At 36.6% G+C, this 24,269-nt stretch carries 21 protein-coding genes; 17 read left to right on the forward strand and 4 right to left on the reverse strand.

Annotation, left to right across the window (positions count from 1 at the left end; all coding sequences use genetic code 11):
• Window positions 1-3 precede the first annotated feature (3 nt).
• Window positions 4-306 carry a hypothetical protein gene (locus tag ABMA76_RS08585; protein ID WP_393061366.1) on the forward strand — a complete coding sequence of 101 codons (303 nt, stop codon included), beginning with the start codon at window positions 4-6 and terminating at the stop codon, window positions 304-306.
• On the opposite strand, the gene meaB is transcribed toward ABMA76_RS08585, so the two are convergent.
• Genes meaB through ABMA76_RS08600 form a run of 3 tightly spaced genes read right to left on the reverse strand, consistent with a single transcriptional unit; the run spans window position 292 to window position 4,022 of the window.
• Window positions 292-1,251 (reverse strand): methylmalonyl Co-A mutase-associated GTPase MeaB, encoded by a 960-nt coding sequence (meaB, locus tag ABMA76_RS08590; RefSeq protein ID WP_393061368.1) that lies wholly within the window; start codon window positions 1,249-1,251, stop codon window positions 292-294. The two genes, ABMA76_RS08585 and meaB, sit on opposite strands and share 15 nt — an antisense overlap.
• Window positions 1,251-3,374 carry a methylmalonyl-CoA mutase gene (gene scpA / locus ABMA76_RS08595; RefSeq protein WP_392857952.1) on the reverse strand — a complete coding sequence of 708 codons (2,124 nt, stop codon included), beginning with the start codon at window positions 3,372-3,374 and terminating at the stop codon, window positions 1,251-1,253. The genes meaB and scpA overlap by 1 nt, the downstream gene beginning before the upstream one ends.
• On the reverse strand, window positions 3,375-4,022 hold the full coding sequence (locus tag ABMA76_RS08600; protein ID WP_392909694.1) for an HAD family hydrolase: 648 nt from the start codon (window positions 4,020-4,022) through the stop codon (window positions 3,375-3,377). It lies immediately after the preceding gene.
• Between the two features lie 223 nt (window positions 4,023-4,245).
• On the opposite strand from ABMA76_RS08600, the gene ABMA76_RS08605 reads away from it, so the two are divergent.
• On the forward strand, window positions 4,246-4,644 hold the full coding sequence (locus tag ABMA76_RS08605; RefSeq protein ID WP_392909695.1) for a hypothetical protein: 399 nt from the start codon (window positions 4,246-4,248) through the stop codon (window positions 4,642-4,644).
• On the opposite strand, the gene ABMA76_RS08610 is transcribed toward ABMA76_RS08605, so the two are convergent.
• The gene (locus ABMA76_RS08610) at window positions 4,628-7,213 is read right to left on the reverse strand and encodes a M16 family metallopeptidase (RefSeq protein ID WP_393061370.1); all 2,586 of its coding nucleotides are present in this window, start codon (window positions 7,211-7,213) and stop codon (window positions 4,628-4,630) included. The genes ABMA76_RS08605 and ABMA76_RS08610 overlap by 17 nt on opposite strands.
• Window positions 7,214-7,273: 60 nt before the next feature.
• On the opposite strand from ABMA76_RS08610, the gene ABMA76_RS08615 reads away from it, so the two are divergent.
• The 15 genes from ABMA76_RS08615 (at window position 7,274) to ABMA76_RS08685 (ending at window position 24,269) form a co-directional block, all read left to right on the forward strand.
• Entirely contained in the window at window positions 7,274-8,374 is a 1,101-nt protein-coding gene (locus ABMA76_RS08615; protein WP_393061372.1) for a coproporphyrinogen-III oxidase family protein, read from the forward strand.
• 107 nt (window positions 8,375-8,481) lie between these two features.
• Window positions 8,482-9,039, forward strand: coding sequence for a nucleotide exchange factor GrpE (gene grpE, locus ABMA76_RS08620; protein ID WP_392909699.1), 558 nt, complete (start codon window positions 8,482-8,484; stop codon window positions 9,037-9,039).
• Between the two features lie 19 nt (window positions 9,040-9,058).
• Entirely contained in the window at window positions 9,059-10,975 is a 1,917-nt protein-coding gene (gene dnaK, locus ABMA76_RS08625; RefSeq protein ID WP_392909701.1) for a molecular chaperone DnaK, read from the forward strand.
• Window positions 10,976-11,038: 63 nt separating this feature from the next.
• Window positions 11,039-12,181 carry a molecular chaperone DnaJ gene (gene dnaJ / locus ABMA76_RS08630; protein ID WP_392909702.1) on the forward strand — a complete coding sequence of 381 codons (1,143 nt, stop codon included), beginning with the start codon at window positions 11,039-11,041 and terminating at the stop codon, window positions 12,179-12,181.
• 126 nt (window positions 12,182-12,307) lie between these two features.
• Window positions 12,308-14,311, forward strand: a complete 2,004-nt coding sequence (locus tag ABMA76_RS08635) for an ABC transporter substrate-binding protein (RefSeq protein WP_392909703.1) — start codon at window positions 12,308-12,310, stop codon at window positions 14,309-14,311.
• A 318-nt stretch (window positions 14,312-14,629) separates the two neighbouring features.
• A complete protein-coding gene (locus tag ABMA76_RS08640; RefSeq protein WP_392909705.1) occupies window positions 14,630-15,676 on the forward strand; it encodes an AMP nucleosidase in 1,047 nt (348 codons plus the stop codon).
• A gap of 21 nt (window positions 15,677-15,697) precedes the next feature.
• Window positions 15,698-16,738 carry a rod shape-determining protein gene (locus tag ABMA76_RS08645; RefSeq protein WP_021266421.1) on the forward strand — a complete coding sequence of 347 codons (1,041 nt, stop codon included), beginning with the start codon at window positions 15,698-15,700 and terminating at the stop codon, window positions 16,736-16,738.
• Between the two features lie 19 nt (window positions 16,739-16,757).
• Entirely contained in the window at window positions 16,758-17,549 is a 792-nt protein-coding gene (locus ABMA76_RS08650) for a hypothetical protein (RefSeq protein ID WP_393061374.1), read from the forward strand.
• A gap of 3 nt (window positions 17,550-17,552) precedes the next feature.
• Complete coding sequence (locus ABMA76_RS08655) at window positions 17,553-18,308, forward strand: hypothetical protein (RefSeq protein WP_393061376.1); 756 nt, start codon at window positions 17,553-17,555, stop codon at window positions 18,306-18,308.
• Window positions 18,305-19,201 carry an ABC transporter permease gene (locus ABMA76_RS08660; RefSeq protein WP_393061377.1) on the forward strand — a complete coding sequence of 299 codons (897 nt, stop codon included), beginning with the start codon at window positions 18,305-18,307 and terminating at the stop codon, window positions 19,199-19,201. The genes ABMA76_RS08655 and ABMA76_RS08660 overlap by 4 nt, the downstream gene beginning before the upstream one ends.
• Window positions 19,201-20,028: an ABC transporter permease gene (locus ABMA76_RS08665; RefSeq protein ID WP_392909710.1), complete on the forward strand. Its 828-nt coding sequence runs from the start codon at window positions 19,201-19,203 to the stop codon at window positions 20,026-20,028. The genes ABMA76_RS08660 and ABMA76_RS08665 overlap by 1 nt, the downstream gene beginning before the upstream one ends.
• Window positions 20,029-21,090, forward strand: coding sequence for a beta-N-acetylhexosaminidase (gene nagZ, locus ABMA76_RS08670; protein WP_392909711.1), 1,062 nt, complete (start codon window positions 20,029-20,031; stop codon window positions 21,088-21,090).
• Between the two features lie 97 nt (window positions 21,091-21,187).
• Complete coding sequence (locus ABMA76_RS08675) at window positions 21,188-22,372, forward strand: type II secretion system F family protein (protein ID WP_392909713.1); 1,185 nt, start codon at window positions 21,188-21,190, stop codon at window positions 22,370-22,372.
• Window positions 22,372-22,710: a DUF192 domain-containing protein gene (locus ABMA76_RS08680; RefSeq protein WP_392909714.1), complete on the forward strand. Its 339-nt coding sequence runs from the start codon at window positions 22,372-22,374 to the stop codon at window positions 22,708-22,710. Before ABMA76_RS08675 ends, ABMA76_RS08680 begins: the two co-directional genes overlap by 1 nt.
• Entirely contained in the window at window positions 22,698-24,269 is a 1,572-nt protein-coding gene (locus ABMA76_RS08685; protein WP_392909715.1) for an FHA domain-containing protein, read from the forward strand. The genes ABMA76_RS08680 and ABMA76_RS08685 overlap by 13 nt, the downstream gene beginning before the upstream one ends.

Here is a 24,269-nt window from a genome sequence, read left to right on the forward strand (position 1 = left end):
TGAATGAAGTTAATTTATTTATTTGTTATTTTTCTTATTACATCATTTGTTTTTGCAAATACGACAAATATAAGTTGCCAAGGTGGTGGGTACTCGTTCAATGTTCATGAAAACAAAGCAGTCATTAAAATTTTAGAGTCAACTTATGATGTTTCCGTAAAGCAGACTGGCCCTAATTATACAGGAGTTCTTAAAGCAGAGGGATACCTTGGTTTCCGTTTTATTTTGAAAGGGAATGAAGGAGAGTTAAAGCTTGTAGGCCCTAAGAGCTTAACTAAGAAAATGAAGTGCTCAGTTGTTAAATAAAATATGAATTAATTTATTTGCAGCACTTAGAGGTGTTTCAACTTCATTTAGTATATTGTCATTTAATTTTGTCCATTCTGATTGAAGAGATGGATTTGCTCTAACCTTATTTTCAAGTAGCTCATTAAACAGCTTCTTAAGCCAGTCTTGATTTTGTCTTTTACGCTTTAGTTGAATCTTTTCTTGATTTTCTTGGTAGATTTTTTCAATCAGCTCCCAATATTCAGTTACGCCTTTATTTTCTAGGGCCGAGGCCATCATGACATTGGCACCGATTTTTCGCTCTGTTTTGATCACGCCTAGGGCCGACTTGTATTGAACCATTGTATCGTGAGCTTTTTGTTTGTTATCACCATCTGCTTTATTAATAACGATATTATCACAGAGTTCAATGATTCCCTTTTTTATCCCTTGAAGCTCATCTCCTCCACCTGGTAGTAGAAGAACTGTGAATAAGTCCACAATATTTGCAACGTCGTATTCAGATTGACCAACACCAACAGTTTCAATAAGAACAACATCATATCCTGCAGCTTCACAGGCTAGCATTACTTCGCGTGTCTTTAGTGCAACTCCTCCTAGGTTTCCAGAAGATGGAGTTGGGCGAATAAAAGCATTTTTTTCTTGGGCAAGCTTCTCCATTCGAGTCTTATCGCCAAGAAGGCTTCCACCACTTAGTGGGGAGCTAGGATCAATTGCTAGGACAGCAACCTTTAGTCCCTTATTAATTAAATGAAGTCCCAGGGATTCGATAAATGTCGACTTACCAACCCCTGGTGTTCCAGAAATACCGATACGAATAGACTTACCTGTTAAAGGTAGAATTTCGTTTAAGAGCGTCTGAGCTTCTTTTTGATGCTCGCTCTTCTTACTTTCGATTAAAGTGATGAATTTAGAAAGAGATCTAATATTTCCACTTTTTAATTTCTGGATATCTATTTGCATTACTTTTGGGCCTCTTTGATTTTAGTAATTACATCTTTTGCGGCTTCAGCAATTGTCGTTCCTGGCCCGTAGATACCTTTAACACCAGCTTCATATAAGAAGTCGTAGTCTTTTCTAGGGATTACTCCTCCAGCAACAACGATGATATCTTCAGCATCAAGTTTTTTAAGCTCTGCAATTAGTTCTGGAATAAGAGTCTTGTGTCCGGCAGCAAGTGAAGATGCTCCAACGACATGTACATCATTTTCTACTGCTTGTTTTGCGACTTCTTCTGGAGTTGAGAAGAGTGGAGAAAGGTCAACATCAAAACCTACATCGGCATAAGCTGTTGCGACAACTTTTGCTCCTCGGTCATGTCCATCTTGTCCCATTTTTGCAACTAAGATTCTCGGGCGACGTCCGAAATCTTTCTCGAATTGGTCAATTTCATTCTTAATGCTCATCCATTCCTCATCACTTTCAAATGATTTACCGTAAACACCTGAAACAGTTTTAGTGTTTGCATTGTAGCGTCCCCACTCTTTTTCGAGTGCGTAAGTGATTTCACCAACACTACAACGTGCTTCCATTGCCTCTACAGCTAGCTCTAGTCCGTTACCATTTCCAGTTTTAGCGTAGTATTCAAGCTTGGCCATACACTCGCTAACTTTTGCTTCGTCACGGGATTCACGAATTTCTTCAAGTCTCTTAATTTGTTCATTAAGGACTTGAACATTATCGATCTCAAGAACCTCTACATGATCTTCTTTTGTTGGCTTGTATTTGTTAACACCTACAATTACATCTTCACCGCGATCAATACGTGCTTGCTTTAGGGCAGCAGATTCTTCAATCTTAAGTTTAGGAAGTCCTGTTTCGATTGCCTTGGCCATGCCACCAGCTTCTTGAATTTCCTTAATAAGACCACGTGCTTTGTCTGCAATCTCTTTCGTTAGAGTTTCCATCATGTATGAACCACCCCATGGATCAACAGTATTAGTAATACCAGTTTCTTCTTGAAGGATGATTTGAGTATTTCTTGCAATACGAGCTGAGAATTCTGTAGGAAGGGCAATTGCTTCATCAAAAGAGTTTGTGTGAAGTGATTGAGTTCCACCGAATACTGCGGCCATTGCTTCAATTGTTGTACGTATAATATTGTTGTATGGATCTTGCTCTGTTAGTGACCAACCTGAAGTCTGACAGTGAGTACGTAACATCTTTGATTTAATATTCTTTGGTTCATACTCTTCAACTATTTCAGACCATAGAAGTCTTGCAGCGCGAAGCTTCGCAATTTCCATATAGAAGTTCATTCCAATACCAAAGAAGAATGAAAGTCTTGGAGCAAATTGGTCGATCTGCATCCCTGCTTTGATTGCAGTGTCGATATACTCTTTTCCATCTGCAAGTGTGTAGGCAAGCTCTAGAGCAGCGTCTGCACCAGCTTCTTGAATATGGTATCCCGAAATCGAGATTGAATTAAACTTTGGCATATTATTCGAAGTATATTCAAAAATATCTGCGATAACTTTCATCGAAGGAGCCGGAGGAAAGATATAAGTATTTCTTACCATAAACTCTTTTAGAATATCGTTTTGGATAGTTCCTGAAAGTTGATCTAGTGATACACCTTGCTCTTTTGCAGCAACAATATATCCTGCTAGTACCGGAAGAACGGCCCCGTTCATTGTCATCGAAACAGAGACTTTATCTAATGGAATTCCATCGAATAGAACTTTCATATCCTCAACTGTATCGATAGCAACACCAGCTTTCCCAACATCACCTTTTACTCGAGGGTGATCTGAATCGTAACCTCTGTGTGTTGCAAGGTCGAAGGCGACAGAGACACCTTGTCCACCAGCAGCGAGTGCTTTCTTGTAAAAGTCATTTGATTCTTTAGCAGTTGAAAATCCAGCGTATTGACGAATTGTCCACGGACGACCTGTGTACATCGTTGCTCTTGGTCCTCTGATAAATGGGTCCATTCCAGGCATAGTGTCTGTTAGGTCATTATTTTCAATATCTGCTTTTGTATAAAGGGCCTTCATCTCAATTCCTTCTGGAGTTTGAGTTACTTTAATCCCTTTTCCTCTTGATTCTTTTTCTGCTAGTTCTTTCCAAGTATCTAACTTACTCATTTATTCTCCTTCAAACCATTTTACTACAACGTGATCAATACCAGCTCTTTGGGCAGCTTCGATTCCTGTAGGTGAGTCTTCAAAAATTAGACATTCATGTGTTTGAGCTTTAAAAAAATCCTGGGCCAATAAATATGGTGCAGGATTAGGCTTTGTATAATCTACTTCTCTTTCTGTAATAATTTTTTCAAAGTAACCATTTAACTCACAATGCTTTAATATTGGATGAGTCACTTCATATTGACTTGCAGTCACAAGCGCAAGTCGACTACCACTATCTCTTAGGCGATTTAGCAGTTCGTGAATATTTCTATGTCTTATATTACTTGCGTCGGACTGGCCAATGAGTTCGACTAAAGCCTCATTTTTCTTTACGAGATATTCTTCCAAACTATTGAGGCTCAATGCTTCTTTGATCATCGGGAAAACCTCGCCATCAGACATGCCATAGGTATCTTCCATTGTTGGAATTTTCTTTCCATTACACAGAGATTTAACAACTTCATAATGAAGAGGCTCACTATTTAGGATTGTTCCATCCATATCAAAAAAGATATAAGGTCTTGTTTTTGCAATGGCCAAAATTTCATCAATAACAGCACTATCTAATATACTGAAATTATTAAGCTTTTTTCCGATCGAATTCATTCCAACTTTATACCATAAAAAACTAGGAATTTGTTTCGTTGTTGTTTTGCGTCATGAGATTAAGTTATAATTTATAGACACGGAGGAGATTGTGAAAAAGCATACGACCAACATTTCTCTTGAACCTTCACTGCAGGCATATTTCTATGATGAACTGCATCGTATAAATCTTAAAAGGCAAAATCCTTTACCTCAGTTATCTATTTTTTACTCTTCCTTAGTAATGGATAAGTTCGGACTTTCTCAACATTATTTTGAAGAACAAAAAGACGGAAGGTTAAAAGAGAAGACACTTGGGATAAAACTCTTACAGGCCGAGCACTTAAGTGAAAGAGAAAAGAAAAGAGAGTTACGTGATATTGCAGACACAGCATTATTTCTATGTGGATATTTTTCTAATTCAGTTAATGAGAAGATTATTGATTTGGGATACTACTGTGAAATTGGGAAAACTGCATATCAAAAACTTGATTGCTATCAGCATACATTTTATGACTTTAATGGTTTCTTTAAGGAGCTCGCTTCGCAGTTTTATGACATTACAAACTTAATGAGTTTACTGCAAAGCGATTGCCGCTTAAATGAAGAACAATACTTGCTCTTCACTAAGGATGTATCGTAGATGGAATACTATTATCTATAGTTTTTCCAACTGTAATTGTTATCCAATTTTGCTTTAAAACTTTCTTGATGATTTTTTGAAAGTCTTCATATTTAAAGTTTCTAATTTCTTCATTTGATTTGTAGAAGTAATCTACACCAAGGCCGTGAAGGGCCGGGACAGAGTAGACATTTGCGTAGTCATCATTTACTTGTAGGTTAAGCTGATTTTGTCCATCAATCATCATCTTTATGCGATCAAAGTCAGATTTAGAAAGACCTTCTTTTTGAAGCTTAGATAAAATGGTATTGATAGCATTGATTGCTTCAACTGTTTTATCATGACCGCTGGCCATGTAAATTCCCCAGTACCCAGCTTCAAGAGCATTCATATGAATTGGCTGTGCAACATAGCAAAGTCCTTTACGATCTCTAACATCAACAAAGAGTTCCGAAGACTGGCCAGATAGGTGAGTTGTTAACATTTTAAAGACAACGTTTTCCTTGGCCGTAAGTTTTTTTGTTTGAGTTGCAATTAGAATTTGAGTTTGTTCACGATCAAAATCAATATGTTTTTCAACTGTCTTAATAGGAATAACTTTCTTCGCTTCCCTCTTCTTTCCTTTTCTTGGCTTTATCCCTTCAAAGTAGAACTCAACTTTTTCTTTTACTTCATCTAGTGAAAGGTCTCCACAAAAAGTAATAAGCATTTCTTTTGTTTTTAAGTTCTTTTCATGAAGTTTTGCAAGATCTTCCTTCTTTAAAGCTTTAACAGATTTCTCAGTACCAATAGTTGAAAGGGCATAAGGGTGACCTTTAAATAGTAAGTTCGTTGCTTCATTAAAGCAGTGCCTTGTTGGGTCTGACTTATTTGCCTCAATAGTTCTAAAGATTAACTTCTTCTCATGAGCTATGAACTTTGCTTGAAATGTTGGATGAATAAGTGACTTAAAAAAATGTTTGGAGAGGTCAGAAAAGTATTCACTTTGACCGTGCATTGTCATTCCGTAAGCGTTCTTACCTGAAAAGCTATTAAACATTGTGGACTTATTATCGAGGTCTAGCTTCAGCTTTTCATAGCTTAGGCCTTTGTAACCCTTTGTTAGTTGAGAGCTCATAAGACTATAGATACCATTTGTTTTAGTTGACTCATCAACAAGCCCACCTTTTAGGTATGCGTGCATTACAAATGTCGGTGTAATAGCATTATAGCGATATAGGAGTTTGATTCCTGGCTTGATTTCAACAATTTGAGTTGCCGGATCATGCTTCGATTTTGTTGCTTTAATCACTTGTTCTTTTTTGTTCTTTTTAAGCTTAGTAATTTTATTCTTAAACTCCACTAACTTTGGTTTGAAGTCTTGTGGCTTAAGGTCGTTTGGAATTTGTAGACTTAAGTGAAGCGATCGACCAAAAATATCTGAGTATTTTTTATTAACTTCTTTCAGGCTAGTCTTTTTAATTTTGTTAATAAACTCTTGCTCGATTTCAAGATCTTTTGCTCCAGCATAACTACTCCCCAGTGAAAAGGCGTAGGACTCTAGTGATTCTTTCTCATAAATCTTAGCTGCTACATATTGATTCTTTATTTTTTTGATATCATTTTCTTTAAGGCCAACAGATGTAGCTTCTGAGATTGTCTTCTCTAGTTCGTGCATAACTTTTTGGTAATTCTCTTTTGGGAAGTTGATTCTTAAAAAATGAATTCCACCATCTGCGAAGAACATTGAAGAAGAAGTACAGTTATTGGCAATAGTATTATTTAAAACAAGGTTCTTATATAGTGGCGAGGTCTCACCGTATCCAAGGGCATTGTATGCGAGATCTTCTCCAGCAGCACCATCAGACTTCATTGGAGGACATTCAATGGCCATTGTTAGTTGGCACATGCGAACGTCTTTCTTATGTATTTCAATTGTAGACTTTTTATGGAGTGAAAAAGATGGCCTCTCTGAACGCTTACCTTTTGGAAGCTCGTAACCTTCAATTGTTTTAATATATTTCTTTTTATTTTTTAAGTCTCCAGCGACAACTAAAAATGCGTTAGCATTATTGTAGTGGTTATTTCTAAAATCAATTAACTGCTTTTGAGTGAAGTTTTTAATTGTTTGTTCATTTCCAAGAATTGGGTGCGCATAGCCACCGTTAAAAGACATTTCTTGAATTCTTTGGAAAGAAAATTGGCCAGGATTATCTTGGCTACGACGATACTCTTCGAAAACTACTTCTCTTTCAGGAATGAGATCTTCTTGATTGAACATTGGATTAGAAACCATATCCATGATGATATCAATTGATGTATTAAAGTAAGCAATAGGCGAGTTAATATAGTAGCAAGTGTAGTCAAAAGAAGTGAAGGCATTTACTTCGCCACCAAATGACTCAACATCGTGAGCAATTTTAGCTCCTGGTCTTTTTTGTGTTCCCTTGAAAAACATATGTTCTAGGAAGTGAGCGATACCAAAATTTGATTCATCTTCAAGAGTTGATCCTGCTCGAAACCAAATTTGTACAGATGCACTTGTATTTCCAGGAACATCAACAAAAATGACTTCCAAACCATTATTTAACTTTTCTATTTCATATTTCATTTACATTGCCTTTTAATTTTAGGTATTTGTTAATTATAGTCTGGGTTACAAAAAAATAATATGGAAGAAATAAAGTCGTTATATATACATTTCCCGTTCTGTCGTCACCTCTGTAATTATTGTGACTTTTTTAAGTCAATTAAAGAGAATGATGGGCAACTCGATGATTTCGAAAGACTCTTTGCAGATATGTCTACAAAGCATAAGTCAATTCTAGCTAGTCATGGTGCTACTCTTAAAGAGTTAGAGTCTCTTTATATTGGTGGAGGAACACCAAGTTTATGGGGAAGTCGTGGAGCCTACTTCTTAAGAGACTGGTTGTCTGACAATAAGATTTGTTTGAAAGAGGATTGTGAATTTACTCTTGAGGTAAATCCTGGGGCATGGACAGAAGAGACTTTGAGTAGTTGGAGAAGTATCGGAGCGAATCGCTATTCTTTAGGGGTTCAATCTCTAAACTCTAACTTTTTAAAAATTATTGATCGCGTCCACAATATTGATGATGTCCATGAAACATTAAAATATTTTAATAAAGGAAATTATAATTTCTCTGTGGACTTCATGATTGGCTTACCATTTTCTGAAAAATATAACCGCGATATTATAGCTGAGTTAACTGAAATTCTTACATATAACCCAAGCCACATAAGTCTTTATATTCTTACTGTACCAAAGCACTATAAACATTACGACGAATTGCCAGACGAAGAGTGGATAAGTGATGAATATATTAAAGTCGCTAACTTCCTATCTATCAATGGTTTCAAACATTACGAAGTTTCAAATTTTGCAAAGGCAGGTAAGGCATCTATTCATAATTTAAATTACTGGAAGATGGAATCTGTTGCAGCGATTGGCCCTTCTGCTACTGGCTATATTAAAAATAATCGTTATCGCTATAAGTGGAAAACCAAAGGTGCCGAAGTTGTCGAAGAGAATCTTAACGAAGACGAATTTCAAATAGAGCGACTTTATATGAATTTACGTTCTAGTGTTGGCTTTCCTGTTAAAGATTCTTACTGGGGTGATCTTAGTGAGCTCGTTCAATCACTAAAATCTCGTGGACTGGCCATGGCCGGACGTGATCATTTCTATTTAACGTCCCGCGGCTTTCTTATCCTAGACTCAATTATTGATGAAATATTTAAAATATCCAAGTAATTTCAGCTAGTTGTAAAGTAATTCAAAAAAAAGTCATTGCGCAACGTTGACACTGGGCCAAAGAATACCATCTTTAGGTTAGAGATAAATTTAAAGAGGTAGTTGAAATGTCTGAAACTCAAGTTAATGAAGAAAATGAAAAAGAACTAGGGCCTGAAACTAATGAAGAAACTCAGGAAACTTCTCAAGTAGAAGATACAGAAGCTGAAAATGAAGTTTCAGAAGAAATGAAAGAGTTAATGGAATTTAAAGATAAATTCTATTATGTAGCAGCTGAGATGGAAAATCTTAAAAGACGCCATGAAAAACAACTTCAAGATCAAATTAAATTTGGGACTGAAAAGGTGATGATGGGACTTCTAGATGTTGTTGATAACTTAGAAAGAACTCTTCAGGCGATTGAAAGTGATGAAGATGATAAGGTTAAAAATATTTACACTGGTGTAGATATGGTTAAAAACCAGTTCCTTGAAACACTTAAGACGAATGGTTTAGAAAAAATTGAAACAGAAGGTAAGATTTTTGATCCTCATTTCCATGAAGCAATGGCCCAGATGCCAGCAGAAGGAAAAGAAGATCAAGAGATCATACAAACATATCAAAACGGTTACTCACTAAACGGTAGAGTGATTAGAGCAGCAAAAGTAGTAGTAGCAAAAAACTAATTATATAAAGGAGATTATAATGGGAAAAATTATTGGAATCGACTTAGGTACAACTAATTCATGTGTTGCCGTTCTTGAAAACGGTAAGTACAAAATCGTAGCAAACGCAGAAGGACACAATACAACTCCATCTGTTATTGGTTTCGCTAACAACGGTGAAACTCTTGTAGGTCAAGTTGCAAAAAGACAAGCTGTAACGAATCCTTCAAAAACACTTTATGGGATCAAGAGACTTATTGGTCGTAAATTTAATACACCAGAAGCAAAGTCATTTGCTGAGGTTGCTCCATTTGAAATTTTCGCAAATGACAATGGTGATGCATGGGTAAAGGTTGATGGGAAGGCAATGTCTCCTCAAGAAATCTCTGCAAAAGTTCTTCAAAAGCTTAAGAAAGCGGCAGAAGATTACTTAGGTGAAACAGTTACTGAAGCTGTAATTACAGTTCCAGCATATTTTAATGACTCTCAAAGACAAGCAACTAAAGATGCAGGTAAGATTGCAGGTCTTGAAGTAAAAAGAATTATCAATGAGCCAACTGCTGCGGCACTTGCTTACGGACTAGAATCTAAGCAAGATAAAAACATTGCAGTATTTGACCTTGGTGGTGGTACTTTTGATATCTCAATTCTTGAGATCACTTCAGACGGTGTATTCGAAGTAAAAGCAACTAACGGTGATACATTCCTTGGTGGTGAGAACTTTGATGAAAAAATCATTAACTTCCTTGCAGAAGAGTTCCTAAAGTCAGACGGAATCGACTTAAGAAAAGACCAAATGGCACTTCAAAGACTTAAAGAAGCTGCTGAAAAAGCTAAGCATGAGCTATCGAATGTTAACTCGACAGATGTTAACCTTCCATTCATCACTGCAGATGCCTCAGGTCCAAAACACTTAAACGTAAACCTTTCAAGAGCTAAGTTTGAATCTCTAATCGGTGATCACTTAACTGCTCTTGCTAAACCATGTTTAACTTGTCTTGAAGACTCTGGTCTTGAGAAGAGCGAAATCGATGAGGTAATTCTTGTTGGTGGTTCAACTCGTATCCCAGCTGTTCAAGAAAGAGTAAAAGAAATCTTTGGTAAAGAAGCTTCTAAAGGTGTTAACCCTGACGAAGTTGTAGCTGCAGGTGCTGCAATCCAAGGTGGTGTTCTAGCTGGTGATGTAAAAGACGTACTTCTTCTAGACGTAACTCCACTAACTCTAGGGATCGAAACTCTAGGTGGTGTTATGACTCCACTAATTGAGAAGAACACGACTATTCCATCGAAGAAGTCGCAAACTTTCTCAACAGCTGTTGATAACCAACCAGCTGTTACAATTCACGTATGCCAAGGTGAGCGTGAGTTTGCTAAAGATAATAAGTCACTAGGACGTTTCGATCTAAGTGGTATTGCACCAGCTCCAAGAGGTGTTCCACAAATCGAAGTAACTTTTGATATTGATGCTAACGGTATCGTACACGTTTCTGCTGTAGACAAAGCAACTGGTAAATCTCAAGAAATTAAGATCACTGCTGGTTCAGGTCTTTCAGATGAAGAAATCGAAAGAATGGTACAAGAAGCAGAAGTTAACAAAGAAGCAGATAAGAAAGCACGTGAGATCGTAGATACTAGAAATAATCTAGATGCACTTATCCTAAGCTGTGAAAAAATGATTAAAGACAGTGCTGATAAAATCTCTGAAGACGATAAGTCTAAATTAGAAGCAGCAATCAACGAAGCTAAAGGTAAGCTTCAGTCTGAGAATCTTGATGAGTTAAAAGCAGCTCAAGAAGCTCTAACGAACGCTTCACATGCAATCGCTCAGCAAATGTATCAACAACCAGGTGCTGAAGCTGGTGCTCAGCAAGCTGGTCCAGAAGCAGATGCAGGTGCAAATGCAGGATCAAATAAGCAAGACGACGATGTTGTTGATGCTGACTTTAAAGAAGTTTAATTAGAAATATAGAATTGAAGGGAGCCCTGTGCTCCCTTTGTTCGTTAATAGAGAATTAAAAATATGAGTGATAAAAGAGATTATTACGATATTCTAGGCGTCGCAAAAGGTGCTGATAAAGCTGAGATCAAGAAGGCTTATCGCAAGATGGCCATGAAGTATCACCCTGACCGTAACCCTGATAATAAAGAAGCTGAGGCAAAGTTTAAAGAAGCTTCTGAAGCTGCAGAGGTTTTACTAGATGATGGAAAACGTCAGCGCTATGACCAATTTGGACACGCTGGTGTAAATGGCCAAGCTGGTGGCTTTGGTGGCGGTGGCTTCCAAGGTGGATTTGGAGACTTCGGCGATCTAGGTGATATCTTTGGAGATATCTTTGGTGACATGATGGGCGGTGGTGGCCGTGGCCGTCGTGGAAGACGTCGTACAGGTGTTCCAGGTAATGATCTTCAAATGACAGTTAGTGTTTCATTTGAAGAAGCAGCATTTGGTGCTAAAAAGAAAGTTTCAATTAATAAAGAAACAACTTGTGAAACTTGTTCGGGCTCAGGTGCGAAAGCGGGATCAGAACCAACTACATGTGATATGTGTCACGGAGCTGGTGAAGTTCGTCGCCAACAAGGTTTTTTTACAGTTGCTTCGACTTGTCCGAAATGTCAGGGTTCAGGAACAATGATCAAAGATCCTTGTGGAACATGTCATGGGCAAGGACGTAAGAAGAAAAAAGTTGAACTAGAAGTGACTATCCCTGCAGGTATCGACCATGGTCAGCGTCTAAAACTTTCTGGTGAAGGTGATGCTGGAGCACAAGGTGGACCTAATGGTGACCTTTATATTGTTGTGGATGTTAAAGAGCACGAAATCTTTCAGCGTGAAGGCTTCAACGTTCTCTACACTGTACCAATTAGCTTCTCACAGGCGGCCCTTGGTGCTGAGGTAGAAGTTCCAACTCTTGATGGTAAAGTTGTTGTTGATCTTCCTCCTGGTACCCAATCTGGTAAGAAAATGAGACTTAAGGGGAAAGGAATTCAAAAGCTTGGCGGCTATGGCACAGGTGATGCAATTCTTACTGTTCATGTTGAGACACCGACTAAGCTTTCTAAGGAGCACAAGGAGTTACTTGAGCAACTTGCTAAACTAGAAGGAAAGCAGTGTCATCCAATGAGCACTGGCTTCATCGATAAAGTTAAAGAATTATTTAGTTAATTCAATATATTCATGGGAGACTGAGTGAATTAGTCTCCTATGTTTATAAAATCCTAATATTTCTCCTGTTTTCATCTATCTATATTTCAAATAAAATAGACCATACAAAATTAAAAAAGGTCGACTATGTTTAAGTATATTTCTCTAATTTTAATCACACTTCTTGTGAGTTGCGGTGGTATCCAAATGATCAACCGAGACACTTCACATCTTTATACTGAAAAATTCTTAAAAGATTTTGATGTTGCGAAGAAGAGCTTCGTTGATGGAAATAAGGAATTAGCACTAGGTCAACTTAATGCAATTCAAGATGCTAAGTTGAGACCAGCTGAACTTGCTACTAAGACAAATTTAATTGGTGTTATCAATTACTCAAACCAAAACTACGAACAAGCTATCTTTCAATTTAATCTAGCTTTGAATAGCTCAGGTGAAGATGGCCAGCTTAATGCTCAGATTAAGCTTAATCTTGCGAGTAGTTATTATAAGCTTGGTGATCTAGAGAATACTTTTAAGACTCTTGATGGAACGGATTCAAGATGGCTTCTAAATCGCGACTTAGAAAATTTTCATAAATTACGCTACCGTGTTTCGAAAGAACTAGATTTTCAAGCGGTTGCACTAGATTCATTACTTTGGTTAAACTCTGGTGCTAATACGGTTGATGAATTAAAAGAGAAGAAGTTCTATGGGCAACTTGTTACTCAGTACTTCATTGTTGATCAAGCGGAACGTGTACGAATAGTGCAAGACTTTAAAGAGGGGAAGGACTTTGTTTGTGCCTATCTTTCGTACTTAGAAATTGAGCAATTAATTAATCAGGGAAATAAAGGTAAGGCACAAGAAGTAGGTGATTGGGTTAAGTCTCAATATAATATGTACCCTGAGGTTATTGGCTTAGTTACAGCACGTTTTGAAAATTTAAAGAAGTACAGCAAAATTAACCTTCGCTCAATTGGTGTTGTTCTTCCACTTACAGGTGACAAGAGTAAGTTTGGGAAGAGGGCACTTGCTGGTATTGATCACGCTGTTCGCAAATATAATGAACAGAATTCAACGAAGCCGAACTTTCAACCAATTCAGATTAAAATCTTTGATAGTATGGGAAGTGCTATTGTCGGAAAAGAAAAAGTTCGTGAAATGATTGAAAGAGAGAATTCTTCAATTATTATCGGTGGGCTGTTAAAAGATGAAGCAAAGGCACAATATGAAGCAGCTAGAAAGTATGGTGCATTCTTTATTTCTCTATCACAAATCTATACAAGTAAGGATGATAAAGGACACTTACTAATTGAAGTACCTGGTTCAGTTGAGTCTCAAGTATCATTATTATTTTCTGAGAAATATCTTTCAAAATTTGGAAATAAAGTATCAATTATTTATCCTAATACAGATACTGGTTATTCATATGTTGATTCTGCTTGGAAGATGGCCGAGAAAGCCGGTGCAGAAATTGTCAGTATTCAATCATTTGATACTAATCAGACAGACCACAGATCAACTGTTGCTAAGATACTAGGTTTATACTTTACACGCGAAAGACAAGAAGAATTTGAACTTCTAAAATCTGTTCATAAATTAGAAGGTAATACTTCAATTAGACGTGTGCAGACACTTGGGCCAATTGTAGACTTTGATTGGGTTCTATTACCTGCAGCTCCAAATGATGCCCTCCAACTAATTCCATCTTTTAACTACTACGATGCATTTAATGTAAATTTAGTAGGTGGCCCAAATTGGCGATCAAGAAGAATCTCAAGAGAGACTTCTAAGCTAGGGAAGTTATTCTTTGTGGACTCAGAAGTACCTCAGGGGGACTCTGGCTTCGTTTCAAGTTATCAGTCACGCTATGGGCAGCGACCTGGTGTTGTTGAAATTCTAGGTTTTGAGGGGATGGCGCTTGCTGCTAATGTGTTATCGTTGGGGGATTTTACAAGTCGCGATGAACTTGAAAGAACGCTGGTTAATGCGAAGAAAGTTGCTGGAATTACAGGTTCTTGGAGATTAGAAGATGACGTGTGGATGAAGGACATGAGTCTCATGAGCTTATACCGCGGTCGTTTGAATAAAGTGAATTTGACTATTGAAAAATCTGTTGAAAAATCAATTGAAGAGGAAGTAAGTAACTGACGCTAATGCGCCAGTTATATTACTTCTTAGCAGCGTTGATTCTGCGTAAAATTCTTGCTTTTTTCTTAAGTTGAGCTTTTTTCTTGCTCATTTTAGCAATAGTTTTCTTTCTACCTGCACCCATAATCTTTCCTTTTGCGTAGTGTTAGAAAATAGTCTGGTTATACTAAAAAAAAATATCGATTTTGACAAGGGCCAAGTCATTTTTATAGGAATGCGCGGTGCTGAACTTGTTATTAATGGTTGTCAATAAAATGACCTAAATGGTACATTTTACATATATAAGCAAACGGATTGCTAATCAAAAGGTATAACGGAATGTGCGCTGCAAAGAAAAAAGTGGCAGCTAAGAAAAAAGCTGCGAGCAAAACGACAAAAAAATCATCTAAAAAAGTTGCTAAAAAGAAAGTAACAAAGAAAAAAGCCGTAAAGAAAACTTCTTCACGTAAGACAGGTTCTCCTACAAAGGCTAGTTTATCAACTGCATTTGTTGATGAACTTTCTCTAAATAATAAGGCCAAGACTCCAGAGCTAGGTGCTAACCTAGAAATGAAAAAAGCTGCTCTTAGAGCACGTCGTATTCACTGGAATGAAGACAAGCGTAAGATCGCAATTGATATGATCGAACGCTATACGGGTCATGACTTTAAAGACTTCCAACAACAAATTATTTTAACGAATTTTCACTACTATGTAGAAAGATTCAATGCTCTTCTTGATGACCATGTTTATACGCAAGGTTCAGCTTTTAAAGCTTCAAGTTCTAAGAAGGCAAAAGTTACAATTATTGAATTTGGTGTAGGTGCTGCAATGGCCGCTCTTATTGGTGAACTTATTTCAGTTATCCATCCAAAGGCCGTTCTATTCTTAGGTCTTGCAGGTGCTGTTCACCCTTCTCTTAAAGTCGGTGATTTTGTACTTCCAATTGCTTCGATTAGAGCAGAGGGTGTTACTGAGCACTTTCTTCCTAGGGAAGTTCCTGCCCTTCCAACATTTAAAGTACAAAAATTCGTTTCTCAAATATTATTAGAACATGGGCATGATTACCGTACTGGAACGATCCACTCTACAGATTATCGATTCTGGGAGTTTGATGATCGCTTTAAGGAACGCTTAATTGAGCAAAGAGTTTTAGCTGTTGAAATGGAAACGGCCGCTCTTTTTGTTTCGTGCTTTGTAAGTAAGGTAAATATCGGAGCATTACTTTTAATCTCTGATTGTCCAATGACTAAAGATGGTATTAAGACGAAGAAGTCTGCTAAGTCAGTCTTCAAGAAATATACAGATATTCACATCGAGCTGGGAATTGAGGCAATGGCAGACATTGCTGACCGCGGTGAGAATATCAGACACTATCATTGGTAAAATTTTATAAAGGAATATGAAATGTTAAAGCAATTTTTTAATTTCTTCTCAAACGATCTTGCGATCGATTTAGGTACGGCAAATATTCTTGTTTACGCTAAAGATAGAGGAATCATTGTAAATGAGCCTTCTGTTGTAGCAGTACACCAAGGGTATAAAGGTACTGGCTCAAAAGTACTTGCTGTGGGTGCGGAAGCAAAACAAATGCTTGGTCGTACACCTGGATCTATTCAAGCTATTCGTCCTATGAGAGATGGAGTAATCGCTGACTTTGAAGTGACTGGTGCGATGCTTAAGTACTTCATCCAAAAATCACTATCAGGTTCAAAGCTTGTTAAGCCTAGAATTATCATATGTATTCCTTTTGGAATTACTCAGGTTGAAAAGCGTGCGGTAAAAGAATCTGCTGAGCAAGCAGGTGCTCGTGAAGTTTATTTAATTGAAGAACCAATGGCCGCAGCTATTGGTGCTGGACTTCCTATTACTGAGCCTTCAGGGAATATGATTGTTGATATTGGTGGTGGTACTACTGAAGTTGCAGTCATTTCACTTGGTGGTATTGTTTACTCTCAATCTGAAAGAGTTGCAGGTGATAAATTTGATGAAGCAATTGCTTCATATATTAAGAAAAAGTATTCACTTCTAATCGGTGAGAGAACTGCAGAACAAATCAAAATGTCGATTGGTAATGCATATCCATTTGATGATGAAGTAAGAACATACGAAGTTAAGGGACGCGACCTTGTAGCGGGTGCTCCAAAGATTATCGAAGTTACTTCTGACGAAATCAGAGATGCACTTTCTGATCCAATTGCAGAAGTTGTTGAAGCAATCAAAACTTCATTAGAAAAAACACCTCCTGAGCTAGCAGCCGATATCGTTGATAACGGAATTATTCTAGCTGGTGGTGGTTCACTTCTAGCAAACCTAGATGTTTTAATTAAAGAAAGAACTGGTCTTCCGGTAGCTCTTGCTGAAGATCCACTTACTTGTGTTGTTCGTGGATGTGGTAAGGCACTAGAGTCAATCGATCTTTTAAAACAAGTAGCGACTCTATCATAAGTCGAAGATAGGTTTACAATTGAATTCTAAAAATCTTTTTATCGAATTAGAGCTCTCTGATATAAAACTAAAAATCAGGGAGCTTATTGCCACAAAGAGTAAATTAAAAATTTGGTCGAACTCACAGCAAGTTGCTTCTGTTGAGATTTTTGCAATTGAAGAGGATACTCTAATTATTGATGATAATCACTCACTTAATGGTGTTGTTATGGCGAATTTTAGTCTTCGCTATATGAGCTACTTTTTTAAGGGCATTGTTGATGGTGGTAAGTTAAAAATCGATGGTAAAGTTTATCGAAGTGAAAGAAGAGCAGATATGAGATTCAATGTTTCATATATGACGTCTTCATATCTCTACTTTGATGCCGTTGAAGAAGATCTGCCTTCTGCAGATAATGTTCTTCACTTTAATAAATCAAAAAATAAAGAAGATTCATTCATTAAAGATTTCTCTAGCTCAATGAGTGACTTTCCTGAATTAAGAGGTGCTAAGTTAATTGATATTTCAAGTAATGGTGCTTCCTTTGTTATGTCTCTTCAGGACTTCAAAAACTTCTCAAATAAGAAGTTCTCAATGGGAACTTTAGTTTTAGAAAAAAATTCATATGACATCTCAAATATCCAAAAAGTTTACGATATCGATTATGTAAATTTTAGACTCGATAATATTCCAATGAAAAAAATTGGTATTAAATTCGAGAGTAATGGCGAGCTAGAATCATATCTGCAAGAGCTTGATGATAAATCAATAATTTTAACTTCACTTGATGAGGAATTTAATAAGTATATTAATCAAAAAATAGAGGAGTAGTTTATGTTGCGACCTCTTGGTGTGCTTTTTCTATTCTTAATTGCTTCATGTAGTGTGCTGAACGACGATATTAATGATCAGCTGACGGCGGCTACTAATCAATATAAGCAACTAGAAGTAAGTGGCGAGTATCTTGTTGAAACGATGTCTGGCTTTAACAAGGATCGTGAATACGTACGAAAAACACAGATTGTTTCTCCAGTTAACAAATCTAAAGTCTATGAGAAGACTATAGTTATCTCAAAGAGAAAGAAAATTGCTAAGGAAGTATTCTTCTTAGTACCAATTAAGTACGAATCAACATTTTATTTAAATAATGATGTTTACACAGTAAGTGGACAGATTGACTTAAAAAGAAGAAAGATCCTCTATAATCTAAATTCACCAGAGTATAAATGGTTGGGACAACGTGAGTTTGATGTTCCTCGTGGAGTAAAAGCAATTTGTTTTTATTCATCGATTATTGATTGTGCAAAGGTATCAGGGTTTATCAAGAAGGCCATAGAGAAAAAAAATGGTGACATGAATTTTCATATTCTTTGGGAAAGCTTTCCATACTTCCAAGAACAATATTTAAATATTCCTAAAGAAATCCTTTCTGAAGCAAGATTAAGTTTTGATGAATTTGATAAAAAAGGAAATTATCGCTTTCTCTTAGCCGCTGGCGGCCAGGAGCAAGTTTATATATTAAATAAGAACCTAGATGTTGTTGGTCACTACTGGGCATCCCAAGGCCTATCAAAAGAGTTGGTTAAATGAAGTTATTCTTAAAATCATTTTTTACATTATTTTTTGCAATTACTACGATATTTTTTGCCTTGAGATTAACTCCTGGTGATCCTGTGGAAAGATTACTTGGGCCCGAAGCTAAGGTTGAAGAAATCCAAAAGTATCGTGCTGAACTAGGACTTGATAAAGGACTTGTTGAGCAATATGTTGATTTTGCAAAAGGAATCATCACTCTTGATCTAGGAAAGTCATTTTTTAAGAAAGAGTCAGTTGTTACTCTAATAAAACAAAACTTTCCACCAACTCTTGTGTTGGCATTAATTTCAATTTTAATATCAACACCAATTGGAATTGCTATTGGTGTTATTTCTGCAATTAAGAAATCACAATTACCAGATACGGCCATACGTGTAATTACTTTAACTCTGTTGTCATTTCCTATCTTCTCTTTGGCTCCATTACTTGTTTTAGTTTTTTCAATTAAGCTCGGGATTTTTCCAGTTTCTCAGTGGGAATCTGTCATGCATATGGTAATTCCTGTGACGACATTAGTTCTTCCTCTATCATCTGTAATCGTAAGAGTAATGAGAAATAAGTATCTTGAAGAAGAATCTCAGTTATGGGTTTTGGTTTTAAATGCTAAGGGACTTTCAAACTCTGCGATCGTATATCGCCTAGTTAAAATTTGTATGCCGACGATTTTAAATGTTGTTGCAATTCAACTTTCTGTAGTACTGGCCGGTACTGTTATTACTGAAACTATTTTTGATATTCCTGGTCTTGGCTCTCTATTGTTTGAGGCCATTAATAATCGTGATTATCCTCTGGTACAGGGGATTATCGCCTACTCAACAGTTATCTATATGCTTGTTTATGTATTAGTTGATTATTTAAATGAAAAAATTGATCCAAGGATAGGTTAGTGAGAAAGAAGAAAATAAACAATGAAATGATCTTCGGTGGCGTCATCCTTTCAATATATATTGTATGGGCCTTACTTTGGTTATTTATGAATGGTTTTAACTATACTCCTTCAAGTATTATATCTCATGAATTGTTTGCACCTTTCTCACAAGATTATTTTTTAGGCACAGACATCAATGGAAGGAGCTTATTTAAGGTTCTTAGCGTTGGGCTTATTTACACAGTAGGGATTTCTCTTTTAATAAGTTCTAGTGCTTGTGTTATTGGTATTGTTATAGGTTATCTATCTGCAATAAAAATTAAGTTTGTTTCTGAAATAATGGATATGTTTACTAACTTAATTTTTATTTTTCCTAGTATTTTACTCGCCATTTTAGTTATGTCTTTTTCGGGACAATCTTTTACTGGATTAGTACTCTGTCTAATTTTCACATCATGGCCTGGTTATGCTCGTATTGCTCGAGGCGAGACAATGCGTGTCTTAAATTTAGGATATGTTGAAAGTGCAAGAGCAATAGGAGTAAGTGAATTTCGTTTATTCTATAAGTCAATTTTACCAAGTATTGTACCAGTTATTTCCATTCACTTTGTTCTTGGAATAAGTGGAGTTATAATTAGTGAGGCTAGTTTAGGATTCCTTGGATTGGGAGCAAGTGAATACTCATGGGGAGCAATCCTTGCGATGGCAAAGCTAGTTCTTTTAGAGGCACCTCATGTTGTAATCGTGACTAGCTTACTAATGACAGGTTTAATTATCTCTTTAAATCTCTTTGGTGATGGCCTAAGAGATTACTTAGATCCAAAACTTAAAGGTAAAGGCAAATAGATGAATAATATATTAGGTCAATTATTTATTACTGGTATCAGTGGTACACAATTAACGACAGAAGAAGAAAGCTTTATTCAAAAAGAAAATATTGGTGGAGTTATTCTTTTTAAACAAAACTATGAGTCTCCAGCTCAGTTAGCAGAGCTAATTAACAATATTCAATCACTACGTGATAACTATCCACTTTTCATAGCAACAGATCATGAAGGTGGACGAGTGCAAAGATTTCGTGAAGGCTTTACTATAATTCCACCGATGTTAGACGTTGCAAAAACTGCTTCTCCAAAGCTATGCTTTGAAATTTCGCAATTGATGTCTAATGAGCTTTTAAGTTGTGGAGTAAATTTAAATCTTGGGCCTGTTTGTGATATTTTCACAAATCCAAAAAATACTGTTATTGGTGACCGCGCATTCGGTGATAATGCTGATGATGTAACGAAATTTGTTTCAGCTATTATTCGTGGACAACAAACTAGTGGAATTATGTCATGTGCAAAACACTTTCCTGGACATGGTGACACATTAGAAGATTCACACTTTAAACTTCCAGTAGTTAATAAGTCTCTTGAAGAACTTAGAGAAAATGAATTTATTCCATTTGTAAAAGCTGTTAAAGCAAGAGTTGATTTTGTTATGATGGCACATTTAAAAGTGGATGCAATCGATCCAGAAAATATTTGTACATTCTCTAAAAAGGCTTATGAATTAATTCGTGAAGAGCTGCGCTTTAAGAAAGTAATTATATCTGATGATATGGAAATGAAGGCCATCTCTGACGAAATTACAATTGGTGAAGCAGCTCTAAAAGCTCTTAGTGCCGGTGCAGATGTTATTGAATATCGTTCATTTGAAGCTTGTCGTGAAGCATATGATTATGTGAAACAGGCATTTGAGGCCGGAGATATTGATAAAGTGGATATCTCACAAAAATATGAACGAGTTTTAGAGCTTAAGAAAAAATACCTATCAAATTACTCACCTACTTATATTCCTGACGTCGCAGGTAAGGTGGGAACCAAAGAGAACTTATCTATTGTTGAGCAGGTTAATCAAGGTTAGCACATAGGGCCAATATTGCCTCTAACTGCTTGAAATCAATTATTTTTGATATTCTTATGTTATGACTAAAGGTCTCATAACTTCTTTATTGTTTTACATGTTTACGTTGCTCGTAACATTCGATGCAAATGCGCAGAGCTATGCCAATTATTCAAAACGTGACCATGCAAACTTACTTGATGAATCTTGTAAAAAAGGAAATCAATCAAGCTGTTTTGAGCAAGGTCTTCTTTATCAAACATTTACTGATAAGAGCTTTAAACAAGATGGTATTAACTACGCTGCCGAAGGGAAGAAGTTAATTATTAGTGCCTGTGATAATGGTGAGCAGAATGCTTGTGATTATAGAAAGGGAGCTGAGTTATTTGAAAGTTCACAGCTCCTTATGTGGGCCGGAATTATTCTTATTGGGATTGCCGTCTATATTGTGACGCAAATGATGTTTCAAGATAACGAATCATTTCAAGCGGCACAAAAATTAGAGGAAGGCGGCTCTAAGAAAGCTGATAATGTTAAGAAGCACGGTTTTGTTCTCCAATACTCTAGGCCTTTCTTTAAGCGCTATATCTCGCCAATTGTTTCTTCGATGAAGAGCAAGAAGAAAATTAAAGAGAAGTATAAAAGAAAGTTAGCAAGTGCTGGATTAACAGAGGACATGACACCTGAAGACTTCTTTGCCTTTAAGTTATTTCTCATCATTGGTTTTCCAATTATGTTCTTAGCTGTAAGAGAATTTACTGAAGCTGATTGGAAGCTATCGTTAATACCTGTTATGGCCCTTGTTGGATTCTTGTATCCTGATATTTGGATTAAAGGAAAAATTGAACAACGCCAAAAAGATATTATTAATGGAATGCCATTTTCTGTTGATATGCTAGCTCTTTCTGTTGAAGCTGGTCTAGATTTTATTGCTGCAATGACAAAAGTTGTGGATAAAGCGAAGCCAGGTCCGCTAACTCAAGAATTCGAAATCCTTCTTAAAGAAATTAAGATTGGGGCAAGTCGTGCTGAGGCATTAAGAAATATGGCCTGGCGAGTGGACTTAATTCAAATATCTTCATTTTGTGCAACTCTTATTGCTGCTGACTCTGTCGGTGCTTCAATCGGACCAATACTAAAAGCATTATCAATTGAGATCAGACAAAAGAAATCAGCTCAAATTGAAAAAGAAGGTGCCACTGCTGCCACTAAAATTTTATTTCCGATGATGGCATTTATTGTTCCATCTGTTCTGTTGATGATCTTTGCTCCTCTTGTTGTTGAGCTTGTAGGAGGAAAGTAATGAAGATTTCTTGTAATGGAATTGAAATTTGCAAGCGAGCGATAGTAGCAGACTCTTTTTATAAGAAGCTAAAAGGACTAATGTTTTCGGAAAGCATGGACGGATTTGATGGCATGATTTTCTATGGAACAAATGCGATTCATACATGTTTTATGAATTATAAAATCGATGTTGTGTTCTTTAATAGTAAGAACGAAATAAAGAAAATATACCGTGGACTAAAACCATGGAGACATACGCAAATTGTTTTCAGTGCTAGTCGTGTACTAGAGTTGGCTGATGGACAGTTGCCTCAAGAGATTAAGGAAGGGGATACTCTAGAGTTATGTATAAGTTAGTTGTTGTAGCTGGTAAGCTACGTGGACAAGAGTATATTTTAGAAGAAGGGGAAAATACCCTAGGACGCTCTGAGGAATGTAGTGTTCACTTTCCTGTAAATGGTGTTTCTAAAAAGCATTTATCAGTTACAGTTACTCAAGATGTTGCGTTTGTTAAAGATCTTGGAAGTTCAAATGGAACTTTTGTTAATGGTAAAGCTGTTAAGAGGGCCACTGTTAAAAATGGTGATAAAATAGCGCTTCCAGATTCAATTCTTCAAGTGGTCTTCGTTAAAGAGAAAAAGAAGATTATTAAGAAAAGGATCGAGACCGTAGAAGAAGATGATGAGCCAACATATATTACTGGTGGTGAAATGCCAGAGAATATCTTTGGTAAGATTATCTGGCTTTTTAAATATCGTTTAATGCCACTTGTTCATGGGATCAATGAAGAGTATGAGTGGCGTGTGTTAACTGGTATCTTACTGGCAATTTTTGTTGTTGTTACCGTAACGCTTACAATATTTCCAGTTATGAAGACTTCGCAAAGTTTACTTCTACTAGAAGTCGCTAAGCGTGGTGCTCACTATGCTGATGAGATTAAAAGACAAAATAGAGGTGCTTTGGCCAGAAAAGATCTTGATCGAGTCGACACGAAGTTTATGGAACAAGGAAATAACGGGGTTGTTTCTTATGATCTATTTGATATCGATGGACGAATTGTAAGACCTCTTACAAAGCTTAATATGTATATTGATGATCCTTTTTCTGTCCAAGTAAGAGAGTGGGCCGAAAGGACTATGAAAAATTCTGATGATCGTCCAATGGTAAGTCGTTTATCAAATGGTGAAATTGGAATTGGACAAAAGATTAAAGCAACTAATGTTAAAACAGGTCAGCTTGATGTAGTAGGTGTAATTGCGATTAGGTTTAAGCCTTCTTCAATTGCTGATGAAGCCTCGAAAAGTCGTGTTGCTTACTTAGAGGCGCTTATTACTTCATTTATTGCTTCTATCGTCTTCTTCGCTATTGTTTACTATATGACAATTAGGCATCTAGATGAAATGAAGTTTCAAATTGAAGAGGCACTAAGAGGAAATCGTAAAAGCGTTGATAGTGAATACCTTTGGTCGGAAATTGATCCACTGAGGTCATCGATCAACTCCATGATTCAAAGAATTAGAGAGCTTCAAAAAACTGATGATGAAATGAGCTTCGATGAAATGGAAAGTGATGAATCCTATGTTTCGAGCTTATACGAGTTCATGCAAGGAGCCCAAGGGGCAGTCCTTGTTTTAGATTCACAAAAGAATCTGTCTCATATCAATACACTAGCTGAAGATATCACGGCAATTAGGGGGAGCTCTTCTGAGGGAATGAGCCTCTTAGATGTGGCACGTGAAAAAGGATTTGCAGCTACTATAATTGAATTATGTGATGCCTCTGCTGACAATGGAGGTACATCTCAGAAGGGTGAATATGAACTTTCTGGGCACTTTTATAATATTTTTGTTACGAGTTTAATAGGGCGAGATAATTTTGCTAAAGCGTTCTATGTTACACTAATTAAAGAGGACTAA

Source organism: Halobacteriovorax sp. ZH5_bin.2 (assembly GCF_043196375.1).
Lineage (GTDB): Bacteria > Bdellovibrionota > Bacteriovoracia > Bacteriovoracales > Bacteriovoracaceae > Halobacteriovorax_A.

Coding starts and splice junctions, on each gene's coding strand:
- ABMA76_RS08585 (WP_393061366.1), top strand. CDS start 4: ATGAAGTTAATTTATTTATTTGTTATTTTTCTTATTACATCATTTGTT.
- meaB (WP_393061368.1), bottom strand. CDS start 1,251: ATGCAAATAGATATCCAGAAATTAAAAAGTGGAAATATTAGATCTCTT.
- scpA (WP_392857952.1), bottom strand. CDS start 3,374: ATGAGTAAGTTAGATACTTGGAAAGAACTAGCAGAAAAAGAATCAAGA.
- ABMA76_RS08600 (WP_392909694.1), bottom strand. CDS start 4,022: ATGAATTCGATCGGAAAAAAGCTTAATAATTTCAGTATATTAGATAGT.
- ABMA76_RS08605 (WP_392909695.1), top strand. CDS start 4,246: ATGGATAAGTTCGGACTTTCTCAACATTATTTTGAAGAACAAAAAGAC.
- ABMA76_RS08610 (WP_393061370.1), bottom strand. CDS start 7,213: ATGAAATATGAAATAGAAAAGTTAAATAATGGTTTGGAAGTCATTTTT.
- ABMA76_RS08615 (WP_393061372.1), top strand. CDS start 7,274: ATGGAAGAAATAAAGTCGTTATATATACATTTCCCGTTCTGTCGTCAC.
- grpE (WP_392909699.1), top strand. CDS start 8,482: ATGTCTGAAACTCAAGTTAATGAAGAAAATGAAAAAGAACTAGGGCCT.
- dnaK (WP_392909701.1), top strand. CDS start 9,059: ATGGGAAAAATTATTGGAATCGACTTAGGTACAACTAATTCATGTGTT.
- dnaJ (WP_392909702.1), top strand. CDS start 11,039: ATGAGTGATAAAAGAGATTATTACGATATTCTAGGCGTCGCAAAAGGT.
- ABMA76_RS08635 (WP_392909703.1), top strand. CDS start 12,308: ATGTTTAAGTATATTTCTCTAATTTTAATCACACTTCTTGTGAGTTGC.
- ABMA76_RS08640 (WP_392909705.1), top strand. CDS start 14,630: ATGTGCGCTGCAAAGAAAAAAGTGGCAGCTAAGAAAAAAGCTGCGAGC.
- ABMA76_RS08645 (WP_021266421.1), top strand. CDS start 15,698: ATGTTAAAGCAATTTTTTAATTTCTTCTCAAACGATCTTGCGATCGAT.
- ABMA76_RS08655 (WP_393061376.1), top strand. CDS start 17,553: ATGTTGCGACCTCTTGGTGTGCTTTTTCTATTCTTAATTGCTTCATGT.
- ABMA76_RS08660 (WP_393061377.1), top strand. CDS start 18,305: ATGAAGTTATTCTTAAAATCATTTTTTACATTATTTTTTGCAATTACT.
- nagZ (WP_392909711.1), top strand. CDS start 20,029: ATGAATAATATATTAGGTCAATTATTTATTACTGGTATCAGTGGTACA.
- ABMA76_RS08675 (WP_392909713.1), top strand. CDS start 21,188: ATGTTTACGTTGCTCGTAACATTCGATGCAAATGCGCAGAGCTATGCC.
- ABMA76_RS08680 (WP_392909714.1), top strand. CDS start 22,372: ATGAAGATTTCTTGTAATGGAATTGAAATTTGCAAGCGAGCGATAGTA.
- ABMA76_RS08685 (WP_392909715.1), top strand. CDS start 22,698: ATGTATAAGTTAGTTGTTGTAGCTGGTAAGCTACGTGGACAAGAGTAT.